The organism is Bacillus sp. UNC437CL72CviS29 (assembly GCF_000482345.1).
Classification (GTDB): Bacteria; Bacillota; Bacilli; order Bacillales; family Bacillaceae_G; genus Bacillus_A; species Bacillus_A arachidis.
In genome coordinates this window covers 121,383-144,720 of sequence record NZ_KI535303.1, presented here as the reverse complement: position 1 = coordinate 144,720, position 23,338 = coordinate 121,383, and the positions used below count along the sequence as shown (strand labels likewise).

Genomic DNA, 23,338 nt, shown 5'->3' with positions numbered 1-23,338 from the left:
AATGCGTAAATTTTCTCATGTATTTTCATTTTATTTCAGGGAATCATTTCTATCTAAAAAATCATTGATTACGAGTGCGATTTTATTTTTAGTTGTATTTGGTTTAGTAGCTTTTACTCACTTTACTTCTGATAAGGATAAAGGGAAAGATAAAATTGCAGTGGTAACAGAAAGTACCACTTATAAAGTGCAAGAAAGTGATATGAATAAATTACTTCCATCAGCTAAAGTAACTGTGGCACAGAAAGATGAATTTAATGCACTACGTAAGCAGGTGGAAGAAGGGGACTTAGATGGTCTATTCCATATTAAAGAAAAGAATGGCATTCCAGAAGTTACTTATTTGTATAGTGGCTTTCCCGGCGATTCAACAGCTACATTGATGGCAAGTTATTTAAAGGAACAATACACGGCGGTAATGATTGAAAAGAATAATATATCTCCAGAAGTAGCAAGACAATTACAGATGGCGATTCCTATGAAGCAAGAGGCAATAAAAGATCGAGCATCCTCCTTTGGTATTGGCTATGCATTTTCGTTTGCGTTGTATATGTTTATTATTTCGTTTGGAAATGCGATTGGGATAACAATTGCATCTGAAAAAGCATCACGTGTTATGGAACTTATGCTTCCAAAAGTAAAACCGCTTACGATGATGTATGCGAAAATTTTAGCGGTTGTAGCTACAGCTTTATTACAAATTGCTGTACTTGCTTGTGGGTTTATCATCCCGTATTTATTAGGATGGATTGATTTAAATAATGCTTCAATATTTGGACTGTCTTTAGATTTTTCAACTTTAGATACATTAGTTATCAGTATGTTTATTATCTACTTTATTACAGGATATTTACTATATGCGATGTTATATGCAGCGGCTGGAGCAGTTGTATCTAAGTTAGAAGATTTACAATCAGTGGCATTGCCGATTACATTTTTAGGTATGGGGGCATTCTTCATTAGTATGAAGTCACTATTTGATCCAAATAGTACACTGGTTGTAATTAGTTCCTATGTTCCATTCTTTACACCAATGGTTACATTCTCACGTGTTGTTGCTGGTGAAGCAGGCGCTGTAGAGATTAGCGTTACATTAGTAATTTTAGTGGTAACGATTTTAATCATCAATTGGATTGCAAGTCGTATTTTCGTCAATGGTGTTATGAATTACTCTGATAAAGTGAAATTCAAAGATTTAGCTAAATTTATTAAGCGTCAATAAACATAAAAGCATGATTTTCTAAGGGAATCATGCTTTTTCTTTATGCGTAAACAAGAAATAGTATATAATAGTATGTAGCGTCTTTTGACAGAATGAACGTAAAGGAGGGGCGTGCAGATGGGAATTAGTAGCCGTTTTACAGTAGGTGTTCATATGTTAACGTTACTTGCGATAGATCGAAACTCTCGCTGTACCTCTGAATGGATTGCTGGTAGTGTGAATACAAATCCAGTTGTGATTCGCCGCATTACGGGAATGTTGAAGAGAGCGGGCCTTGTTGATGTACAAGCTGGAAAAGGTGGAATGTCACTTGCTCGTGATTTAGATGAAATTACATTACTTGATGTATATAAAGCAGTGGAAGTAGTAGAAGAAGGACATCTATTTTCTTTCCATGAGAATCCCAACATAGAATGTCCAGTAGGAGCTAATATTCAATCCGTACTAGAGATTATATTAATGCAAGCGCAAGAAGCAATGGAAAATGTGCTTGCGAATGTAACAGTTCAGCAGCTTGTTACAAATTTACAATCAAAAATTCAGAAATAAAAAAGCGAGCCCAATATAAGCGGGCTCGCTTCTTTACTTTCAGAAAGAACGAAAATTCTATTTTTCAGTATTTAGTACAAATTTCCCTACAATGGCAGCAACGATACCACCAACAATTGGAGCAACAATAAATACCCATAATTGAGATACAGCTTCTCCGCCAGCAAATAAAGCTGGTGCTAGGCTACGTGCTGGGTTAACAGAAGTTCCTGTTAATGGAATACCTAATAAGTGAACCAATACTAGTGTAAAACCAATTACTAATCCAGCTAATTGTGCATTACCCTTTTTACCTGTTACTGCAATAATTACTAAAATAAAGACGAATGTTAATATAAATTCAACTAAGAAAGAACCTGACAAGCCAAGATTTCCAAAGCTATTTTGTCCTAAGTTATCTAAAGACATATTAGAAGATTTTAAAATAGTCACTAACGTTGCAGTTCCTAGTAAACCACCTAAAATTTGAGCTAATAAGTAACAAGCAAGTTCCATAGCGCTCATTCGTTTGTTTACAAACATGGCAATTGATACTGCTGGGTTTACATGACATCCAGAAATTGTTCCAATGCTATATGCCATAGCAACAATTGACAACCCGAAAGCCATTGCAATTCCTAAAGTTCCAATTCCTTCAATTCCGCCGCCTAAAACAGCTGTTCCGGTTCCGAATAATACAAGTACAAATGTACCAATAAATTCAGCAATCCCTTTTTTTAACATAATTTTCCTCCTCGCATACACATGAATCGTATTATAACATAAAATTAGGTGGATTTAAGTATAAATGGAAAATATAATATTATTCTGATAAATAAAATACGGAAGAATTATACAATTTTAATCAAATAAACAATACGATACTTAAAGAATAATCATGTGTTTTATTTATGCGATGTTTACATTTGTTATACTGTTTTTCTTTGTTTAGCCACCGGAACAGACCGATTCAAAATTCAATCTACAACCTCCATTATTTTTCGATTATAAAAAGGGGTGCTTGCAATAAAGCGCTCCTTTTTTATAGATTTTAATGTTATTTTTGATAAAATATAGTTAAGTTGGAATATTCTGAAAAGATAGATAAATAATTTAGTATAAGGGAAGAGGCTCATGACAAAATTTAGACTATGGGGATTGCTGCAACAAATTCGAACAAGCCTTCGTTTGAAGTTATTAACGTGTTTTTTAGTTGTTGCACTTATTCCGCTCATGTTGTTTAGCTGGATGTCATATGAAAAGTCATCCAATCTTGTAAATGCACAGTTTGGGGATTATGGAAAGTTTGCTATATCGCAGCTTCAAGCTCAAATTGAATTAACATTAAGCCATATGCATTTAATTGCTAGTGATATTCAAGAATATTTATCAGATCCGACGTTAATTGTTTTAAAAAAAGAAGCACCAAAATCGTATTCGGAATTTATTATTGAGAAGAATTTTGAAAGGTTTTTAGAAGCGCATAAAACAGCACAAACAAAGGGAATCTTTTTGATTACACCTAGTGGTTATTACTATGGAGATCGGTATTTAGATGTGCAGAAACTAAAACAAGAAAAATTTTGGGAAGGACAAGGGGATTTATCACAAGGGTATTGGAATGGGATTTATGTTTCGAATCATTACTCAATAGCTGATAAAAACAAAGTAATTGGATTACTTGTTCCAATCCAAACAGGTAGTTTGAAAGATAGCCGGATATTAGTGGAAACAGATGCGACGGATTTATTTAAGTTTATTGATTCATTAGAAACAGATTTGCATGCACTGATTACCATTCGTGATGAAAAAAAACAGGTGATTTACACAACGGATGAAGATTATAAAAAAAACAAGGCTGATATCATTTGGGAAAAGCCAATTCCATCAAATAAATGGAGTCTAGAAATTATTATTCCAGAAAAAGAATTTTATCAATCCTCTACAATTATTTTGTTTGTTACATTAATTGGAATTATTGTATCGCTATGCCTAGCTTTTATGTTGGCATTTTTAATTTCAGCTAAGCTAACGGAAAATGTCACGAATTTGGATTATGCAATATCTCAAGTAAGTAAAGGAGATTTTTATACAAATATACCAGTAAATTCACAAGATGAAGTAGGGAATTTAACTGTGAATTTTAATAAAATGGTTGTCAAAATTAAATCGTTAGTAGAAGAAATATATGAGAAGGAAAAGTTGAAAAAAGAAGCTGAGCTTAAGGCAATTCATTATCAAATTAATCCGCACTTGCTATTTAATACATTAAATTCGATTCAATGGAAAGCAAAGCTTCAGGGGGCAAATGATATAAGTGAAATGATTTATCATCTTGTTGCTGTGCTAGAAGGAAATTTAAACTTTGCGAACGAACTTGTCACACTCCACAATGAACTGACTATTATAGAACATTATTTAAAGGTACAGGAAATTCGATTTGGAAATTATTTCTCTTATACGCAAGATGTCTCATCTTCTATAAAAGGGGAACAGATTCCAAGAATGTCGCTACAACCTATATTTGAAAACATATTTTTTCATGCTTTCGATGATGGACAAGGAGCTATTACATTATCGGCATTTGAAAAGGAGAATGGTGACTTATGTATACATATTACCGATGATGGTCGTGGTATTTCTGATAGGCGAAAACCGGATTTATTACAAGAGCCATCTGTAGAACAAAAAGGGGGGCTTGGATTATATAATATCGATCAAAAATTCAAATTGCATTTTGGGATAGAGTACGGATTAACGATTCAATCAGAAGAAAAGAAGGGGACTATAGTTCAGATTCTTTGGCCAAAGGGAGGGATACAGAAATGAAACGCATTAAAGTGCTTATTGCGGATGACGAGACGATTGTTCGAAGGGGCTTGAAAGTGGCGATAGATTGGTCAGCATATAATATGGAAGTAGTAGCGGATGTACCAAATGGTGAGAGAGGATGGGAGGAGTTTGTACAACATGAGCCAGAAGTGGTGATTACAGATATTGTCATGCCTGTTATAAATGGAATTGAATTTGTGAAAAAGATTAAACAACATGCGCCGAAAACAAAGGTATTATTATTAAGTTGTCATCGTGATTTTGAATATGCACAGGAAGGGATTAAATTAGGGGTTTCAGGTTATTTATTGAAAACATCGTTTCATGACGAGGAGCTGGATCAATATTTACGAGAATTTCAAAAAGATTTAACAGTCCATAGGGAAGAAGAAGTGATTGAACAGCAAAAATCTCTCTTTTATGAAGATTTTTTTCAATGGTTATGTGGTTTTCAAAATCAGTTCCAAGAGATACTTGTGGATTTATTTCATAATGAATGGAAATGGATGAACGATGGGTATTATGCCTGTTTTATAAGATCAGAATCGAGATTACATTTCATATTACAAGAGCTGGATCAAAAGTTATCAAATCCACATGTGAAGATATTATGTGGAAAGGATCAATGTTTCTTATTTCTTAATGAAAAATATAAGGGAATGATGGAACAAATGTTTATGGATGTAAAGAGTAAATATGAAGAGCTATATTGGATTACGTCGGGGGAGCTGTTCAGCACTGGGCAATGGATGGATTCAGTTAAATCGATGAAGCAATTTGCAGAACTTGAGATTAAGTATAAAGTAACGATTAACAATTGGCCAAAAACAATTAAAGAGGCTATTTTGTATACAATGAATCATTTATCAGAGCCAATTGTTGTTTCAGAAGTGGCGGAGATGGTAGGGCTAAGCAGAAGTCATTTTAGTATGCTTTTTAAAAAGATAATAGGTGAAAGTTTTCATTCTTTTACAGAACGAAGAAAACTTGAACTTGCCATGCAAATGCTTCAAACAACCTCACTTACGATTCAAGAGGTAGCGGAGCATATCGGCATTTCAAATAGTAAATATTTTAGTAAATGGTTTAAAAAGTGTACAGGAACAACACCATCAGAATATCGAGACAAACAATGTGAAACTTTATATAAAACAAATTGACACCATACTTTTGTTGAACGAACAATTTGATAACAAAAATCGAACAAATCGATGTTTTTAACCGCTTTCATAAAAGGTAAAATGAAAGCGGTTAAATTATTTGTTCTGAAAAATCGGAAATTAAAACTTTTTTGGAGAAGGGGAGTGTAAGTAGTGAAAAAAATGGTACATGTATGTCTTAGTTTTATGCTCGTACTTATAGTATTTTTAGCTGGTTGTAGCTCAAATGAGACCACAAGTAAAAAATCATCAAAGGATGATGAAAAGAAACAAACATCGAGTGATGGAACAGTATTACGATTTGCAACTTGGGATGCTGGAAAAAATTTAAAGATTCAGCAGCAAATTGCAAAGAAATTTGAAGAGAAGAATCCGGGAGTCAAAGTACAGGTGGAGGCTTATGGCGATGGCTTTGATCAAAAGCTTGCAGCATCTTTCGGAGCGAAAAATCCACCAGATGTTATGTATATGTGGAATTTCCCAGCTTATTATAAATCTCTTGAACCTTTAGATGAACTTGCAAAGAAAGATCCGGATATGAAATTAGATGATTTTTATCAAGGGCTATTTAACTACTCTAGTATTGACGGGAAATTATATGGTATGCCAGCAGGATTTACAACACGGGTTATATATTACAATAAAAAGTTATTTGATAAAGCGAATATTCCATATCCGAAAGATGGTTGGACTTGGGATGAGTTTGTAGACACTGCGAAAAAGTTAACAGATGCAAGCAATAAACAATATGGATTTGCTTTAAGACCTGAGCCAGATACGTATGATTTACAAGGGTTTATTTGGAGTAACGGTAGTAGTTTTGTAAGTGAAGATGGAAAACAAATAAAAGGACATATGAACAGTACAGAAACAATTGAAGTTATGAAATCTTTCCAAAGTATGCTAAAGGATAAAACGGCTGTATTAGTAGGTGGAAAAAACCAACAGAGCGGTGACGATATTTTTAAAGCTGGGAAGTTAGCAATGTGGGAGAGCGGAATCTGGCCATTAGAAGGGTTTAAAGAGGCAAAAATTGATTTTGGTACAGTAGAACCTCCTACATTTAAAGGAAAACCTGTGAAGGGGCTTGTTGCTACATCAGCTGTTTCGATTGCAAAAGATGCAAAACATAAAGAGTTAGCTTGGGAGTTTGTTAAGTTTTATTCTTCACCAGAAGCGATTAAAATGCGAACTTCTGATTTACCGGTTCGAATTAGTGTTGTAAAAGAATTGAAGAAAGAAGAAGAGACGAATATTAAACCGTTCTACACAATGCTAGAACGTTCAACAAATACACCAGCATTTTTACTTAATCCAAAATGGGATGAAGTAAACCGGAATTTATCAGCGGCAATTAATGCAATTATGCTTGGACAAGATCCAGAGAAATTATTAAATAAAGCGGTTCAAGATTCAGAGAAGTATATGGATAAATAATTGTAAAAGCAAAGAGGTGTGGATGGTGAAATATGGAGTATCTATAGAGAGTGAAACGAATATAGCTGTTAGAAAAAAGAAAATGAAATGGGAGAAACTCGTTCCTTACGCATTTATATTTCCGTGGGTATTTGGCTTTATAGCCTTTACCCTTGGTCCTCTTTTATTTTCACTGTTTATTAGTTTTTTTGACTGGCCGCTTATTGGAGAAGTTCAATTTATTGGATTAAAAAACTATCAAGATATGTTTCTAAATGATCCGATGTTTTGGGATTCGCTATGGATTACAGTGAAATTTGCAGCATTATTTGTTCCATTTAATTTAATCATTGCTCTATTTTTAGCGATTTTGCTGAATCAAAAGGTAAAAGGACATGCGTTTTTTCGAACATTTTTCTATTTGCCAAGCGTTATTTCTGGTGTGGCTTTAGCGATGATTTGGGCATGGGTATATAACGGAGAGTATGGTATTTTGAATTATTTTCTATCGCTTGTGGGTATAAAAGGACCAAATTGGTTAAGTGATCCGAACTGGTCACTCATTGCGATGGTAATTGCTAGTTTATGGGGACAAGGCACGCTTATGCTCATCTTTTTAGCTGGATTAAAAAATATTCCGCAAAACTTGTATGAGGCTGCTTCCATTGATGGAGCTGGAAAAGTGCAGCAATTTTTCAAAATTACATTGCCGATGTTAACGCCGACAATTTTATTTAATTTAATTACAACAATTATCGGTGCGTTTCAACAATTAACATTAGCGCTTGTATTAACCGGCGGAGGTCCATTAAAGTCCACCTATTTTTACGCGATGTATGTATATGAAAATGCATTTAAGTATTTTAAAATGGGCTATTCATCAGCGAATGCTTGGTTTATGTTTTTAATCATTTTAGGGTTAACATTACTTGTTTTTAAATCATCAGCAGCGTGGGTTTATTACGAAAATGAGATGAAGTCAAAGTAGAAAATGAATAAGGAGGATACGGTGTGAGAACGAAGAAGCGCATATATCGAATTGTAGTGTACGCACTATTAATAGGCTTTTCTATTTTATTTTTATTGCCCTTCTTTTGGATGATTACAACATCTGTGAAATCACCAGAAGAATTATATTTATATCCACCAAAGTGGATTCCATCTGAGTTTAAATTTAGTAATTTTGCAAAGGCGTGGACAAGTCAACCATTTAATACTTTTTTATGGAATTCAATTGTTGTAACAGTGCTTTCTACAATCGGGCAGTTAATATCATCTTCTTTAGTAGCGTATGGTTTTGCGCGTTTTAAATTTAAAGGGCGGGATATTTTGTTCATGATTGTACTAGCAACGATGATGATTCCGTGGGAAGTAACGATGATTCCGCTTTATATGGAATTTAATGCTCTAGGCTGGATTAATACGTTAAAACCTTTAATTATTCCATCTTGGTTTGGCGGTGCGTTTTTTATCTTTTTAATGAGACAATTTATTATGTCTGTTCCGAAGGAGCTAGATGAGGCTGCAAGGATGGATGGTGCGAACGCATTTCAAGTTTACTACCGTATTTATTTACCGATTATGAAACCGATTTTAATTCTAGTTGCTGTTTTTAATATTTTAGGATGTTGGAACGATTATCTAGGACCGCTTATTTTCCTAAATGATCAAAGCAAATATACATTAACGCTAGGCTTAGCGCAGTTTAAAGGTATGTTTGGCGTTGATATGGAAGGGATTATGGCGGTGACATTGTTAATTAGTATTGTACCTCTTGCGCTCTTCTTTTTTGCACAGCGATATATTGTGGAAGAGTCGGGACATACAGGTCTTAAATGATAGAGTGTAGAAATGGTGAGACAAAGTGAAAGCAAAAAGGAGGATCGATATGGAACGTAACATGTTAGCGGACTTAGGAAATGTTCAAGTAACAGGGCGAAATCGTATGGAGGGAAGGGCGCATTTTATTCCATTTCAAACGGAACAAGCGGCTCTATCTTTTACGCGTGAAAGCTCTTCTTATTACAAATTGCTGAATGGAATGTGGAAGTTTTTGTACTTAGAATCCCCAAAGCAACTTCCAGAAAATTTTTTCTTAAGTGAATTTGATTGTAGTGAATGGGATACGATTCATGTACCTGGGCATTGGCAATTGCAAGGATACGGAAAGCCTCATTATACCGATTTATATTATCCGTTTCCGCTTCAGCCACCCCATGTTCCATTTGAAAATCAAGTCGGTTGTTATAAAAATGAATTTTATATACCGGAAAGTTGGAACGGTGGATGTATTCGTATTCGATTTGAAGGTGTGGATAGTGCCTTTCATTTATGGATAAATGGAGAAGAAGTGGGATATAGCCAAGGAAGTCGTTTGACGGCAGAGTTTGATATTACATCGTTTGTTCATATGGGAAAAAATACGATGACAGTATGTGTGTATAGATGGTGTGATGGATCTTATATAGAAGATCAAGATATGTGGTGGTTAAGTGGCATCTTTCGTGATGTGTACATTGTGCATGAACCTGCTGTGCATATTTATGATATGACGCTATGTACAACACTAGATGAAAATTATGAAAATGGTGTGTTACAACTAAGTACAAAGATTTGCAATGAACAATTACTGAATACAAATTATGTACTAGAGTATAAATTTTGTAATGAGCATGGGGAAGTATTAGATCAACATATATCGTATCTGAACTTACAAGGGACAAGTGTTATAGAGGATACACATTCGTTTTTTGTCAAAAAGCCACAGAAATGGTCTGCAGAAGAACCGTATTTGTATATTGTATTGTTCACGATTCGAAATGAAGATGGTGAAGTTGTAGAAGTGGTTTCACAGAAGATTGGTTTCCGTATGATTGAGATGAAGGATAGGAATCTGCTTGTTAATGGTATTCCCATTATATTTAAAGGGGTGAATCGTCACGATCACAATCCGGATACAGGAAGGTATGTCACATATGAAACAATGAAGCAAGATGTAATACTTATGAAGCAGCACAATATTAATGCGGTACGAACGGCACATTATCCGAATGATCCGCGTTTTTATGATCTATGTGATGAGTATGGTTTATATGTAATTGATGAGGCTGATTTGGAATGCCATGGATTTGAGTTAATTGGTAATGCAAACATATTAAGTGATGATCCTGAATGGGAAAATGCTTATGTAGATCGTGTGGAACGTATGGTACTTCGGGATCGCAACCATTCCTCCATTATTATGTGGTCACTCGGAAATGAATCCGGGTTCGGTTGTAATTTTATTGCAATGGCGAATAAGTGTAGGGAATTGGACCAAACAAGAATTATTCATTATGAAGGTGATCGAGAAACGAAAGTCACTGATATTTTTAGTACAATGTATTCTTCAGTCGAAAAGATTATTGGTTATGCAGAAGAAGAAAATTGGGAAAAACCTCATATTTTATGTGAGTATGCCCATGCGATGGGAAATGGACCAGGTGGATTAAAAGAATATTGGGAAGCGATTTATAGTCATAAAAGATTGCAAGGTGGCTTTGTTTGGGAATGGATTGATCACGGATTACGTCAAGTGAATGAAGGTGGAGAAGAGTACTTTGCATACGGAGGTAACTTTGGAGATACTCCGCATAATAGTAATTTTTGCATTGATGGACTACTCTTGCCAGATCGAACGCCATCGCCAGCGTTGTTACAATACAAGAAAATAATTGAACCTATTAAAGTAGGAGAAATAGACATTCGAAGTGGTAGGATTTCAATACAAAATATATATGATTTTCGCTCGTTAAGAGGGCATCGTGTGCAGTGGACTGTAAAAAAAGAAGGAAAAGTAATTGCGAGTGATTCTATAGATGCCCCGCCTTTGTTACCGAAAGAGAGTTGTGAGATTCAGCTGCCTTTTATAGATGATATAGCCCTTCATACAGAAGAGGATTGCTATGTAACCGTGTCGACTGTACTAGGAGCAGATACAAATTGGGGAGTCGCAGGCCATGAAATAGCTTGGGAACAATTTTGTATTCCAGCTTTGCAAAAGGTAAGAAGAAAAAAAGATTCGCAGTTATACGGACCATTAACTTTACATGAAACAAAGGAGGAAATTCGCGTTACTGGTGAAAATTTCGCGGTTTCTTTTCACTCTGTAACAGGGCGTATGAAAAACTGGACCTTTAAAGGAAAATTGCTTATGGAGGAAGGACCGAAATTAAATATTTGGCGGGCAACAATTGATAATGATATGTATACAGTTAAAAAATGGAAAGAGCAATATGTACACCTTGTGAAGCATGATGTAGAAAATATAGAAGCTCTGCAACTTGAAAATGGAAATGTTGAAGTTGTTGTGACAGGATCTATTGCTCCACTTGTTATGAACTGGAGAATTGCCGTTACTTATACGTATGAAATTGAAAGAAGCGGGGCTATGAAAATAGAGACAAGATTGAATCCAAGTGGAACTTTACCAGAGACACTTCCGCGAATGGGGCTCGAGATGCGTTTGCCAAAACAATATCAAAATGTAAGTTGGTTTGGACGTGGACCAGGCGAATCATATGCGGATAGTAAAGAAGCAAACAAAGTAGATTTATATGAAATGGCTGTAAAAGACTTATTCTTCCCGTATGTTTTTCCGCAAGAGACGGGAAATCGAACAGATGTAAAGTGGGTTTCGCTATATGATCAATATCATGTAGGGTTTGTTGCGTATAGTAGGCAAGATTTTAATTTTAGCGCCTTACCTTATACAACAGAAGATTTAGAGAAAGCAGAGCATTTGTATGAATTACAAGAAAGAGAGTTTGTTACATTTCATCTAGATTATAAGCAAAATGGTTTAGGAAGCGCGAGTTGTGGACCGGCTCAGCTTCCGGAGTATCAATTGAAGCCAGAGCCGTGCTGGTTTGAGGTGTACATTGTCCCTTTTAATGGGGATCATAAACGAGCTTTTGAGATTGTAAAAGAATCATAAATTACAAGAGGGCCCTTCTATTGATGGGGCTCTTTCCTAGGGGGGATATAAATGTTTGATTTACAACAAGTTCCATTTAGCCGGTATGGTTCTTTTTTAGTGATTTCTTTAAACTATGATAACGGATTACTGATTCGAAATATTCGCGGTGGTGACGATGATTTTGGTGAAGTGTTTAAAATAGAGGTATTAAATCGGAAAGGACAGGTTATACCATGTGAAACGAAGATGTCGCCATCTTTACTAACACTTCAGACTGCAGAAGGTGATGTGAAGATTTGTTTTTCTCATTCTGATACAATTCGCTTTTCTTCGGATCGATTGCATCTACGTTTTATTGGGATTACAAGTTCGTATGATTACTGTATTCCAAGCGAACAAGGTGGATGGGAAATTAATAGCTTTTCAAAAGAAATGAGATTTCATTTATCTGCTATAGAAGGGGTTATGCATATGGATGCCCCGTTTGAGGAGCTTCGTTGTAAACATATTATTGTTGATATTTGTGCGCAAGATGAAAAATCAGGGATTGATGTGGAACTAACAGAATATAAAACAGTATTACAGAAGCCGAAGGAGACGAAGACATTCACAGAGGCAGTAGATGCTACTGAGATGAATTTTGTAAATTGGTTACGCCATACATTGGCTGTCCCGAAAGACTTATTGAAAGGGAGAGAGTTAGCGGCTTATATTACATGGTCTTGTATGGTAGAAGCGGAAGGGTATTTGCCGCGAAAAGCGATGTATATGTCAAAAAACTGGATGACGAATATATGGAGCTGGGATCATTGTTTTAATGCGATGGCATTAGCGATGCATCAACCGACAGTGGCGTGGGATCAATTTATGATTTTCTTCGATAAGCAAGATGCGTGTGGTGTATTACCAGATTATATTAACGATAAAAGTGGGCTGTGGAATTGTTGTAAACCACCTATTCATGGGTGGACGCTGAAATGGATGATGGAACATGCAGATTTTATAACAGAAGAGCATTTACAAGAAGTGTATGAACCGTTATGCAAATGGACAGATTGGTGGTTTACATATCGAGATGATGATGGGGATGGGATTCCTCAATATAATCATGGGAATGATAGTGGTTGGGATAATAGTACGATTTTTCACCGCGGTGCTCCTATTGAGAGTCCAGACTTAAGCTCATTTCTTATTTTACAAATGGAAGTATTAGCGGAGGTTGCGGAGAAACTTGGGCTTGAGGAAGAGGCAAAGCAATGGGGAGAGCGAGCAAATACAACGCTTAATCGTATGATTCAACATTGTTGGAGAGAAAACCGTTTTATTGCCCCGCAATCTGGGAATCATTCATATGAAGTATCAGATAGTCTCGTGTTATATATCCCCCTCATTTTAGGAAAAAGGTTACCTAAAGAAATTATTGAAAGCTTACTTACAGAATTGAAAAAAGAAAATCACTTTTTGACAAAACATGGATTTGCTACAGAGAGTATAAGAAGTCCCTATTATCGAGATGATGGATATTGGCGCGGACCAATTTGGGCACCGACAACATTTATTATGACTGAGGCTTTACAAGCAGTTGATCAAAATGAGTTTGCGAAGGATATTGCCTCTCGTTTTTGTATGATGGCAAATAAAAGTGGGATGGCTGAAAATTTTCATGCACAAACCGGGCAAGGATTGCGTGATTTAGCGTTTACATGGACTTCTAGTGTGTTCCTTATTTTAGCAAATAAGTATTTGTTAACACGAAAAGAAAGTATGCTTCATCAAAAAGCGACAAGATGAAAGAAAGGCACCGAATTGGGCACCGGTGCCTTTTAGTAAGAACGTGGCATAAGCAATAAACAAACAAGGTAAGCTAAAAAACCTGTACCGAAGCATAGAATCGCAATCACCCAAAGTATGCGAATCATACTAGCGCTTATATCGAAATATTCTCCTAAACCACCGCATACACCAAATAACATTTTATCAGTTTCAGATCTACGTAACTTTTTTTCCATTATAAAATCCTCTCCTTTTTTAATCACCATGTTGTTTGTTATGTAATGATGATTCTTTATACTTTTATCTTACATGGAAAAGAATATGGAAACTATCGAATTATATTACATTTTTATGGTGGGAGATTACATTTTTGTAAGGCATTTTTGATGGTTATGCACCTAAAAGAAAGGGGGAAAACAAACCTCTATTTAGGTGCATAATGTTCTTATTTTCGAAATCGATAAGGAACAGTCGTGACAATGACGTTTTTCTTATATAGAAGGTAGACACGTAGTAATACGCTCGATTGGTTGTGTAAAACGTTATGCCAGTTCTTTTTGGTAATGAACTGCGGAATTAAAACAGTAACAAAACGGTTGTTCTCTAGTGCTTTATGTTGAATAATCGTAATTAATTTTGCGATAGGTCGCATTAAGCTTCGGTAAGATGAGACAAATGTAACGAGACGAATGTTCGGTTGCCATTCTTTCCATTTTTCCTGCATACGTAGTTCACTCTCTTTATCAAAAGCTACATATACAGCGATAACTTGATCGCTAATGGTTTCTGCGTAATTGATGGATTGTTCGACTACTTTTGTAATGCCGGCGACGGGAACAATTACGACATTACCAGTTACTTTTTCAGGAATTTTATTGAAATTGACACGCAACTGTTCACCTACTGCAACATAGTGATTGTGGATACGATGAAAGATGAAAACAATGATAGGTAGAAAGATAAGAATGGACCATACTTGTGCAAATTTTGTAATAAAGAAAATGAGAAGAACAGTTAATGAAATAAGAGCGCCTAATAAGTTTGTAAGTAATTTAGGTAGCCATCCTTGTGGCTTTTCTCGTAACCATTTTATAATCATACCTGTTTGTGACAATGTAAAAGGAATGAAAACACCTACTGCATATAGCGGAATTAATTGTTCGGTTTTACCCTGAAAGGCCAGAATTAGCAAGATGGAACCGATGCCTAGTGTAATAATTCCATTTGAATACCCTAAACGATCTCCGCGCATTAAATACATACGCGGCATATATTTATCTGATGCTAAATTAAATGCTAATAATGGAAATGCTGAAAAACCTGTGTTTGCAGCTAGTACTAAAATAAGCGCAGTTGTTCCTTGAATAAAGTAGTATACAAAATTCCTTCCAAATATATTTGAAGCAATTTGGGACACGACAGTTTCATTATGTTTTGGGGCAATTCCATACCAATAGGCTAAAAATGTGATACCCGTAAATAAAATAGCAAGAATTGTTCCCATAATGACTAATGTTTTTGCTGCATTTTTCGCAGCAGGTTCTTTGAAATTTGGAATCGCATTGGAAATTGCTTCTACCCCTGTTAAAGCGGAACAGCCCGATGAAAATGCCTTTAATAATAAGAAGAGTGTGATGCCAGGCACGACAGTTCCGATTGGCGTATGTAAATTAGCGGGTGCTTGACCGGAAGTGATCTTAAATACACCAACAATAATTAAAACAACAAGTGCGAAAGCGAAGAGATAGACAGGATAAGCTAGAATCGATGCTGACTCCGTTACGCCCCGCAAGTTCAAAATTGTAATAAATAAAACGAGTATGACTGCGATTGGAACTGTGTATGTGTGCAAAGTCGGAAAAGCTGATGTAATAGCATCGGTTCCAGCTGAAACACTTACAGCTACAGTAAGGATATAATCAACAAGTAGCGATCCTCCTGCAATAAGTCCAGCATTTGTACCTAAATTTTTTTTAGAAACAACATAAGCACCTCCGCCGTGCGGATAAGAAAAAATGATTTGTCGGTATGATAAAATGAGCGCTGTTAATAAGATTAAAACGCCAACTGCGATTGGAATGGAATACCAAAAGGCGATTGCTCCAAATGCAGCAAGAACAATTAAAATTTGTTCTGTTCCGTAAGCAACAGAAGAAAGTGCATCCGAAGAAAGGATTGCGAGTGCTTTTAGTTTATTTAATTTTTGTTCTCCTAGCGCTGTTGATTTAAGCGGTCTACCGATTAAAAATCGTTTGAAATTCGAAAACATAATGACACCACCAATACATAAAATTTTGCGTACAAAGCGGATTGCTATAAATACATACATCTCTATTAGGTAGTATTGGCGCCTTTTCGATGAATCTTTCTGAAAAGAAAGAGGTAATAAATGGAGTGAAGTAATTTGGGGAGAGAACGGCAATTATATTTCAAATGGATTAAGAAGAAAATCCAAACAACATAGTGGAATCCTATGTCGTTTTATTTTTTTCAGCTGAAGAATTTTTGGAATGAGGAGAGGAAGAAAAAATACGAATAGGAGTATGCAATCTTCCGTTATTATTCTTTATTTTAATTCTAAAACTGATTTCATTATATGGAAAATACTAAAACCTTGTAGTATATCCATTGAAATGGCAACCCCTATTGTGGATAGTGACAAAATTATAGAGATTAACATAAGTTTCATGTCATCACCATAGTATCCATTTATCTTTTGAATAAATGGATACTTGTTCTATTGAGTAAGTGGCGACAAATTAATTAAGAAATGAATAGTTATATGTAAGCGCATTTATGTTGTTTGATTTTTATAGAAGCTACTTTTTATAGCATGTGATTGAATTACATACAGAATGTAAATAACATATGCAAATTAGCCCATTTTCATTCACCACCTGCACATTTCGTTCATACAATATCTTGACTAAATAAACACCCACCCAACTTACAAACGTACAGCTCTGGCTTAAGCAAGGAGGGTTATACCAGTTGAAGGAAAAAGCATATCAATCTAAACCGTTACTCACAAAAAGAGAGAGAGAAGTATTTGAATTACTAGTTCAAGATAAAACAACGAAAGAAATTGCAAGTGAACTTTTTATTAGCGAAAAGACCGTACGCAACCATATATCAAATGCAATGCAAAAGCTAGGGGTTAAAGGACGTTCGCAAGCGGTTGTTGAGCTTCTTCGTATGGGAGAACTCGAATTATAACAGGTGAAGCCGACTTTTTATAAAAGGTCGGCTATTTTTCTGTCTTGCAAATTGTGAAGAAAAGGAGCAAAATAAAAAAGTCCCTGGTCTATACAGGTACATATTAGAAATCTATTAAAAAGCTACTTTAGTTTTATCAGATCTAAGGTATGTGATATATAATGATATGTAAAAAAATAAGGTAATGAATAAGAAAACGGGTGATTATGTTGAATAGAGCGATTGGTGTCATTGATTCGGGAGTCGGAGGATTAACAGTAGCGAAAGAATTAATTCGCCAGCTACCAAAAGAGCGTATTATATATTTAGGAGATACAGCACGTTGCCCGTATGGTCCGCGTTCTCGTGAGGAAGTGCGTCAATTCACATGGGAAATGACGGAGCATTTATTGGCCATGGATATTAAGATGTTAGTTATTGCTTGTAATACGGCAACTGCGGTTGTGTTAGAAGAGATGCAAAAGCAATTACCAATCCCGGTAGTGGGTGTAATTCACCCGGGTTCGCGTACGGCTTTAAAAGTGACCAATACGTACCATGTTGGTATCATTGGAACAATTGGAACGGTAAAAAGTGGGGCGTATGAAGAGGCTCTGAAGTCTATTAATAACCGTGTTATGGTAGACAGTTTAGCGTGTCCGCCGTTTGTTGAACTTGTAGAAAGTGGAAACTTTGAGAGTGAGATGGCTTATGAGGTTGTGAGAGAAACGTTGCAACCGCTGAAAGCTACTGAAATCGATACGCTGATTTTAGGGTGCACACATTATCCAATTCTAGGTCCGGTTATTAAGCAGGTAATGGGAGATAAGGTGCAGCTAATTAGTTCTGGAGATGAAACAGCTCGTGAAGTGAGTACGATTTTGTATCATAGTAAGATGTTAAATGAAGGGGAAGAACAAAGCGATCATCTCTTCTTGACAACAGGGAAAATAGATTTATTTAAAGAAATTGCATCTAAATGGTTTGGGCAACCGATTGAAAATGTAAAGCATATTAATTTGTAACCAAATTAATAGTATATTCATAAAAAACCTTCTGAGAAATCAGGGGTTTTTTTATTTAATAAATTGTAAGATAGGTTGTCATTGCTTGTTCTAAAATGATAAAAAGATCGTATACATAATAGTACAAACTTAGATTTTAGGGGGAAATGGTATGCCTAAATCCACTTTTAAATGGCTTGTTTGTGTTACGGTAAGCGCTGTTTTACTAACGGGTTGCGGTTTGTTAAATCAGGAGAAAGAAACAGAGCAAATTGATCCGCCGAAAAAAGTCACGTATACAGATGGTGAGAAGAAAGACAGTGCAAAGAAAGAAAAGCAGGGACAAACGATACAAAGAGAGTTATACCTTGTTGATAAAAATGGATATGTTGTACCGCAAACAATAGCAATGCCTGTTCCGAAAGAAAATGAAGTTGTGAAACAAACATTAGAATATCTTGTGAAGGATGGGCCGGTAACAAATCTGCTTCCAAATGGATTTCGAGCTGTTCTTCCAGCGAATACAACTTTGTCAGTTGATGTGAAGAAAGATGGCACGGCGGTTGTTGATTTCTCAAAAGAAATGAAAAGCTATAAAAAGGAAGAAGAGCGCCAAATTATTGAATCTGTAGCATGGACATTGACGCAATTTAAGAACATTAAGCAAGTCAAATTTCAAATTAATGGTGAAAAATTAGCAAAGATGCCTGTCGGAGGTACACCGCTTGGGGAAAGTGTGAGCCGTGCTGATGGTATTAACTTTGATGATGAGCAAGTGGCAGATGTTACGAATACGAAGTCAGTTACACTTTATTTCTTGGCGCAAAATAATAAAAAACAGTATTACGTGCCGGTAACACGCCGCGTGGCAGAAGGAAAGGGAAATGAGATTGCAACAGTTGTGAATGAGCTTGTAAAAGGGCCATCGGGTTCATCTTTACTTAATGATTTTAATGCTGATGTAAAGCTCGTTAGTGAACCGAAATTGCAGGATGGAAAAGTTACATTGAATTTCAATGAAAATATATATGCTAATAAAGGGAAAAGCGTGATTTCAAATTATGTACTGCAATCACTCGTTTTATCTTTGACAGAAAAGCAGGATGTAAAAAATGTTTCTGTCGAAGTAAATGGAAAAGCAAATCTTGTTACTGAGAAAGGTGAGAAACTAACAAAACCTGTTAATCGTCCGCAAAACGTGAATACAGGTAGTTTTTAATCATAAATAATTTGATATACTTATATAAGAAAGGGGAATTTCTTTTTGAGTTCCTCTTCTTATTGTTATACATATCAGAATTTGAAAATGGGCTATACTAACAGGTAGCAGTTACTAGGGGGTTATTTTATGCGAGTAGATGGTAGACAAGCGGCAGAACTACGCCGTATACATCTTCATACAAATTATTTAAAGCATCCAGAAGGATCTGTACTCATTGAAGTTGGAGATACGAAGGTGATTTGTTCGGCAACGATTGAAGAACGTGTACCGCCATTTATGAGAGGCGAAGGAAAAGGATGGGTAACGGCGGAATACGCGATGATTCCGCGTGCAACAGAACAACGTACAATTCGTGAGTCTAGTAAAGGGAAAGTAACTGGTCGCACAATGGAAATTCAACGTTTAATTGGACGAGCATTACGTGCGGTTGTTGATTTGGAAGCACTTGGGGAAAGAACAGTTTGGATTGACTGTGATGTAATTCAAGCAGATGGCGGAACAAGAACTGCGTCTATTACGGGTGCTTATGTTGCGATGGTATTAGCATTTGAAAAGTTATTACAAGCAGAGAAAGTATCTAAAATTCCAGTAAAAGACTATTTAGCTGCAACATCTGTAGGAATTGTTGAAGGCCAGGGTGTAGTCTTAGATTTAAACTATGCCGAAGATTCTAAAGCTGATGTTGATATGAACGTCATTATGACAGGAAAAGGTCAGTTTGTTGAAGTACAAGGAACTGGAGAAGAAGCGACATTTAGCCGTGCGGAATTAAATGAATTACTTGATGCAGCAGAAAACGGGATTTTACAACTCGTTGAAAAACAAAAAGAAGCATTAGGCGACATCGTATCTTACATAGAATAGAGGTGGACAAATGAAACAAGTTGTTGTAGCAACGAAAAACATGGGGAAAGTACGTGAATTTGCCGAGTTATTTGAGAGATTTGATTTAGAAGTAAAATCTCTTCATGACTTTCCTCACATCGAAGAAGTCGAAGAAACTGGTGAAACATTTGAAGAAAATGCAATTTTGAAAGCGGATAGTTTATGTAAGCAGTTAAATTCAATTGTCATTGCAGATGATTCTGGACTTATTATCGATGCGTTAAATGGAAAACCTGGCGTCCGATCTGCTCGTTATGCAGGTGAACCAAAAGATGATCAAGCGAATATTGATAAAGTTTTAACAGAATTAGAGGGTACTCCGGCGGAAAACTGTACAGCGCGTTTTTATTGCGCGTTAGCGGTTGCTTTTCCAGAAGAGAATAAGAACCCGGTTATTGTAAATGGTACATGTGAAGGAAAGATTTTAAATCAACCTCGTGGTGAAAATGGTTTCGGATATGACCCAATCTTTTATGTAGAAGAATATAAAAAAGCGATGGCCGAGCTAACTTCAGATGAGAAAAATGAAATCAGTCACCGCGGGCGTGCTCTTCGTAAGTTAGAGGAGAAAATTCCAGCGTGGTTTTTAGAAGAAGAGTGAGGGAGAGAGACCGATGAGAGCTTTAATTGTAAGCGATAGTCACGGTTCTACGAAAGAATTACAGCAATTAAAAGAAACATATGAGGGAAATGTAGATGTTATGATTCATTGTGGTGATTCAGAACTAACACCGGATCACCAGGATTTGCAAGGATTCCAAGTAGTAAAAGGAAATTGCGATTTCTATAATGGTTTTGAAGAAGAAATTATTATTGATGTAGATGGAATGCGCTTTTTGGTCACACATGGTCATCGGTATAATGTTAAAATGACTGTGCAAACACTTCTGTATCGTGCGAAAGAAGTGGAAGCGGATATAGTATGCTTTGGACATTCACATATGTTAGGTGCGGAATTTATTGATGATATTTTATTTATCAATCCTGGAAGCATTGTATTGCCGCGTTCCCGTAAAGAAAAAACATTTACTTTGTTAGAAGTAAATGAAAATAACATTGAAATTCGATTTGAAACATTAAATGGAAAAGTTGTTGCACATAAAACTTTTCAAAGAGGATAAGAAAAATTATCCTCTTTGAAAAAAAGTATTGACTTTATCCCTGTGTGCAAATATAATAAACCTTGTCGATAAGATATCAAGTAAAAATAAAAACAAAATATGCGGGTGTAGTTTAGTGGTAAAACAAGAGCCTTCCAAGCTCTGGTCGAGAGTTCGATTCTCTTCACCCGCTCCATGTCCCAGTAGCTCAGCAGGATAGAGCAACGGCCTTCTAAGCCGTCGGTCGGGAGTTCGAATCTCTCCTGGGACGTCTTTTAAAACCGTTAAGTTCATTATGGACTTAACGGTTTTGTGTTTTTAGGTAATAATAAAACGATTCTACCTTTGAAGAAATCAACTTCCTAAATATAGTTTAGGGAGTTTTTTGCGACTAAAAAAAGAAGTGTTTTGAGGTTTTATTTAATAAAAAAGAACCCTAAAATTTTGGTCTTAGGGTTCTCACATTTAAGGTTATTATAAATCTATTTTGTCGCTTTTCGGCCCACTAATACCCAGTACAGAGATAAACTGAAAAGGGTAATGAGTACGAGGATAAATAGGATATTACTAAACATGGAAGCATCCGAATTGTTTATAATCCCTAGGAAATTTTTTCTCAATGCAGAATGGTCCATCATTGCGGCTGTATAGGCAATTCCGATTGACATAGCGACATTAAGTGTTAAATTATAAAATCCGATTGCTGTTCCTGTTTTTTCTTTTTCAATCGTACAAATGCAAGAATCAAGTAATGGTGCATACATGAATGCAAATGAACTAGAGAAAAGAACCATAGATATTACGAATACAATAACAGAAGTTTTTATAAAGAATCCGCCTAATAGCAAGCTGATCATAATGCTAACCATAGCGATTGTAATACATTGCTTGCTTCCCATAACCTTCGCAATTTTTCCAGAAAGAGCCCCGACTATCGTAGCTGCTATATAGCCAGGAATCAATAATAGTGAAATGGTATCTAGCTTCAAACCATACATCTTTTCAAGCAAGAATGGAAATAAGAAAATATATGCTAACTGTACAGAGTAAATGATAAAAGCAACGCCAAGCAATGAGATAAACTGTTTATTTTGAAAGAAGGATATACCGATAAAAGCCTTTGAGTTCTTGCTGATATAAGTAAGGAACAAGGCAATTGCAACAATAAACAAGAGAAGGTACATCCAATTGAAATCGGTAATATATAGTAGTAGGGATGCTGAAATCGTTCCTACTAGAAATAATCCTAATACATCTACATGACTGTTTGTCGCTTCTTCCTTAGGAAGATATTTTAAAATAAAAGGAAGAGTGAAAAGTGTTACTAAAGAAATTAAAAATAGAGTTGTCCAGTGGAAGTATGTTGAAACATAACCTCCAGTTAATGCCCCGATAAGCTGTGAAAGAGCAAAACTACTTGTACTTAATCCTAAAAATTTCTTTTGTTCATCTGCAGGTAAATGCTTTGTAACAAATATTACATATAACGTTTCAGCTGATGCTAAACCGGCAGTTTGGATAATACGTGAGATAACAACTAGTATAAACGAGTGTTGCAAAATATATCCCATAGCGGAACCAACGCAGATTAAAATGATCCCAACAGTAAAAAGTTTTCTAAAACTAACAGAATCCGCTAAAGCAGCGTAAACGACTGCCCCAATTCCAATCACAAGACCAGCTAATGTTGCCTGCCAGCTAACAGTTGTCGCTGAAATGTGAAAATCCTTTGCCATATCAACAGAAATAATCTTAAATGAATTGTCAATTACTAAACATAATAGAAATAACAGTAAGGTAAAAGGTACTGCTTTTTTAGCGCTAAATTCCTGCGTTTTTTTCGTGCTTACATCTGCACTTATTGTAGACATAGTTATATTCCTCTCTTCTTGTTATTTAGGGAATGGTCTTCCTGGGTCATGATTGTTTGGCCTTTAACTACCAATTAATTCTTTTGTAAAAAGATGGTTTCAGTAATTTCTAAACCATTTGTTTCATATGCGGGGGTTCCTTGTGCACAGTTGTACCCATTTTTGTTCGTTTC

The 23,338-nt window shown here is 35.8% G+C and carries 19 protein-coding genes and 2 tRNA genes; 17 read left to right on the top strand and 4 right to left on the bottom strand.

From position 1 onward, the window contains the following. Position 1 precedes the first annotated feature (1 nt). Both M014_RS0121705 and M014_RS0121700 read left to right on the top strand, forming a co-directional pair. A complete protein-coding gene (locus M014_RS0121705; protein WP_026593560.1) occupies positions 2-1,222 on the top strand; it encodes an ABC transporter permease in 1,221 nt (406 codons plus the stop codon). 117 nt (positions 1,223-1,339) lie between these two features. Further along, positions 1,340-1,771: an Rrf2 family transcriptional regulator gene (locus M014_RS0121700; RefSeq protein WP_026593559.1), complete on the top strand. Its 432-nt coding sequence runs from the start codon at positions 1,340-1,342 to the stop codon at positions 1,769-1,771. A 57-nt stretch (positions 1,772-1,828) separates the two neighbouring features. Here M014_RS0121700 and M014_RS0121695 read toward each other — a convergent pair whose 3' ends face one another. Then, positions 1,829-2,494, bottom strand: coding sequence for an aquaporin (locus M014_RS0121695; protein ID WP_026593558.1), 666 nt, complete (start codon positions 2,492-2,494; stop codon positions 1,829-1,831). Positions 2,495-2,884: 390 nt separating this feature from the next. Here M014_RS0121695 and M014_RS0121690 point away from each other — a divergent pair, with 390 nt between their 5' ends. The 7 genes from M014_RS0121690 to M014_RS0121660 all read left to right on the top strand — a co-directional run bounded on the left by M014_RS0121690 (position 2,885) and on the right by M014_RS0121660 (position 13,906). Continuing rightward, positions 2,885-4,579, top strand: a complete 1,695-nt coding sequence (locus tag M014_RS0121690) for a sensor histidine kinase (RefSeq protein WP_026593557.1) — start codon at positions 2,885-2,887, stop codon at positions 4,577-4,579. Then, positions 4,576-5,742, top strand: a complete 1,167-nt coding sequence (locus M014_RS0121685; protein WP_026593556.1) for a response regulator transcription factor — start codon at positions 4,576-4,578, stop codon at positions 5,740-5,742. Before M014_RS0121690 ends, M014_RS0121685 begins: the two co-directional genes overlap by 4 nt. A 186-nt stretch (positions 5,743-5,928) precedes the next feature. After that, positions 5,929-7,179, top strand: coding sequence for an ABC transporter substrate-binding protein (locus tag M014_RS0121680; protein ID WP_098302367.1), 1,251 nt, complete (start codon positions 5,929-5,931; stop codon positions 7,177-7,179). 22 nt (positions 7,180-7,201) lie between these two features. Continuing rightward, complete coding sequence (locus tag M014_RS0121675) at positions 7,202-8,146, top strand: carbohydrate ABC transporter permease (RefSeq protein ID WP_026593554.1); 945 nt, start codon at positions 7,202-7,204, stop codon at positions 8,144-8,146. A gap of 23 nt (positions 8,147-8,169) precedes the next feature. Beyond that, positions 8,170-8,997, top strand: a complete 828-nt coding sequence (locus tag M014_RS0121670; protein WP_026593553.1) for a carbohydrate ABC transporter permease — start codon at positions 8,170-8,172, stop codon at positions 8,995-8,997. 49 nt (positions 8,998-9,046) lie between these two features. After that, positions 9,047-12,133 carry a glycoside hydrolase family 2 TIM barrel-domain containing protein gene (locus tag M014_RS0121665; protein ID WP_026593552.1) on the top strand — a complete coding sequence of 1,029 codons (3,087 nt, stop codon included), beginning with the start codon at positions 9,047-9,049 and terminating at the stop codon, positions 12,131-12,133. 51 nt (positions 12,134-12,184) lie between these two features. Then, the gene (locus M014_RS0121660) at positions 12,185-13,906 is read left to right on the top strand and encodes an amylo-alpha-1,6-glucosidase (RefSeq protein WP_026593551.1); all 1,722 of its coding nucleotides are present in this window, start codon (positions 12,185-12,187) and stop codon (positions 13,904-13,906) included. A 32-nt stretch (positions 13,907-13,938) separates the two neighbouring features. Here M014_RS0121660 and M014_RS0121655 read toward each other — a convergent pair whose 3' ends face one another. Next, positions 13,939-14,124, bottom strand: coding sequence for a PspC domain-containing protein (locus M014_RS0121655; RefSeq protein ID WP_026593550.1), 186 nt, complete (start codon positions 14,122-14,124; stop codon positions 13,939-13,941). A 209-nt stretch (positions 14,125-14,333) separates the two neighbouring features. After that, positions 14,334-16,157 carry an APC family permease gene (locus M014_RS0121650; protein WP_026593549.1) on the bottom strand — a complete coding sequence of 608 codons (1,824 nt, stop codon included), beginning with the start codon at positions 16,155-16,157 and terminating at the stop codon, positions 14,334-14,336. Positions 16,158-16,879: 722 nt separating this feature from the next. On the opposite strand from M014_RS0121650, the gene gerE reads away from it, so the two are divergent. The 8 genes from gerE to M014_RS0121610 all read left to right on the top strand — a co-directional run bounded on the left by gerE (position 16,880) and on the right by M014_RS0121610 (position 21,565). Then, on the top strand, positions 16,880-17,104 hold the full coding sequence (gene gerE / locus M014_RS0121645) for a spore germination transcription factor GerE (protein WP_000659494.1): 225 nt from the start codon (positions 16,880-16,882) through the stop codon (positions 17,102-17,104). A gap of 206 nt (positions 17,105-17,310) precedes the next feature. Then, positions 17,311-18,108 (top strand): glutamate racemase, encoded by a 798-nt coding sequence (racE, locus tag M014_RS0121640; protein WP_243765168.1) that lies wholly within the window; start codon positions 17,311-17,313, stop codon positions 18,106-18,108. 151 nt (positions 18,109-18,259) lie between these two features. After that, entirely contained in the window at positions 18,260-19,306 is a 1,047-nt protein-coding gene (locus tag M014_RS0121635) for a GerMN domain-containing protein (RefSeq protein WP_026593547.1), read from the top strand. A gap of 129 nt (positions 19,307-19,435) precedes the next feature. Then, positions 19,436-20,173, top strand: a complete 738-nt coding sequence (rph, locus tag M014_RS0121630; protein ID WP_026593546.1) for a ribonuclease PH — start codon at positions 19,436-19,438, stop codon at positions 20,171-20,173. 10 nt (positions 20,174-20,183) lie between these two features. Beyond that, entirely contained in the window at positions 20,184-20,795 is a 612-nt protein-coding gene (locus M014_RS0121625) for an XTP/dITP diphosphatase (RefSeq protein ID WP_026593545.1), read from the top strand. A 13-nt stretch (positions 20,796-20,808) separates the two neighbouring features. Then, the gene (locus M014_RS0121620) at positions 20,809-21,315 is read left to right on the top strand and encodes a metallophosphoesterase (RefSeq protein ID WP_026593544.1); all 507 of its coding nucleotides are present in this window, start codon (positions 20,809-20,811) and stop codon (positions 21,313-21,315) included. A 101-nt stretch (positions 21,316-21,416) separates the two neighbouring features. Further along, positions 21,417-21,490: transfer RNA gene (locus M014_RS0121615), tRNA-Gly, on the top strand. A gap of 1 nt (position 21,491) precedes the next feature. Further along, positions 21,492-21,565, top strand: a tRNA-Arg gene (locus M014_RS0121610). 211 nt (positions 21,566-21,776) lie between these two features. Here the strand turns inward: M014_RS0121610 and M014_RS0121605 are convergent. Then, positions 21,777-23,165 (bottom strand): MFS transporter, encoded by a 1,389-nt coding sequence (locus tag M014_RS0121605; RefSeq protein ID WP_026593543.1) that lies wholly within the window; start codon positions 23,163-23,165, stop codon positions 21,777-21,779. Between the last annotated feature and the right edge of the window lie 173 nt (positions 23,166-23,338).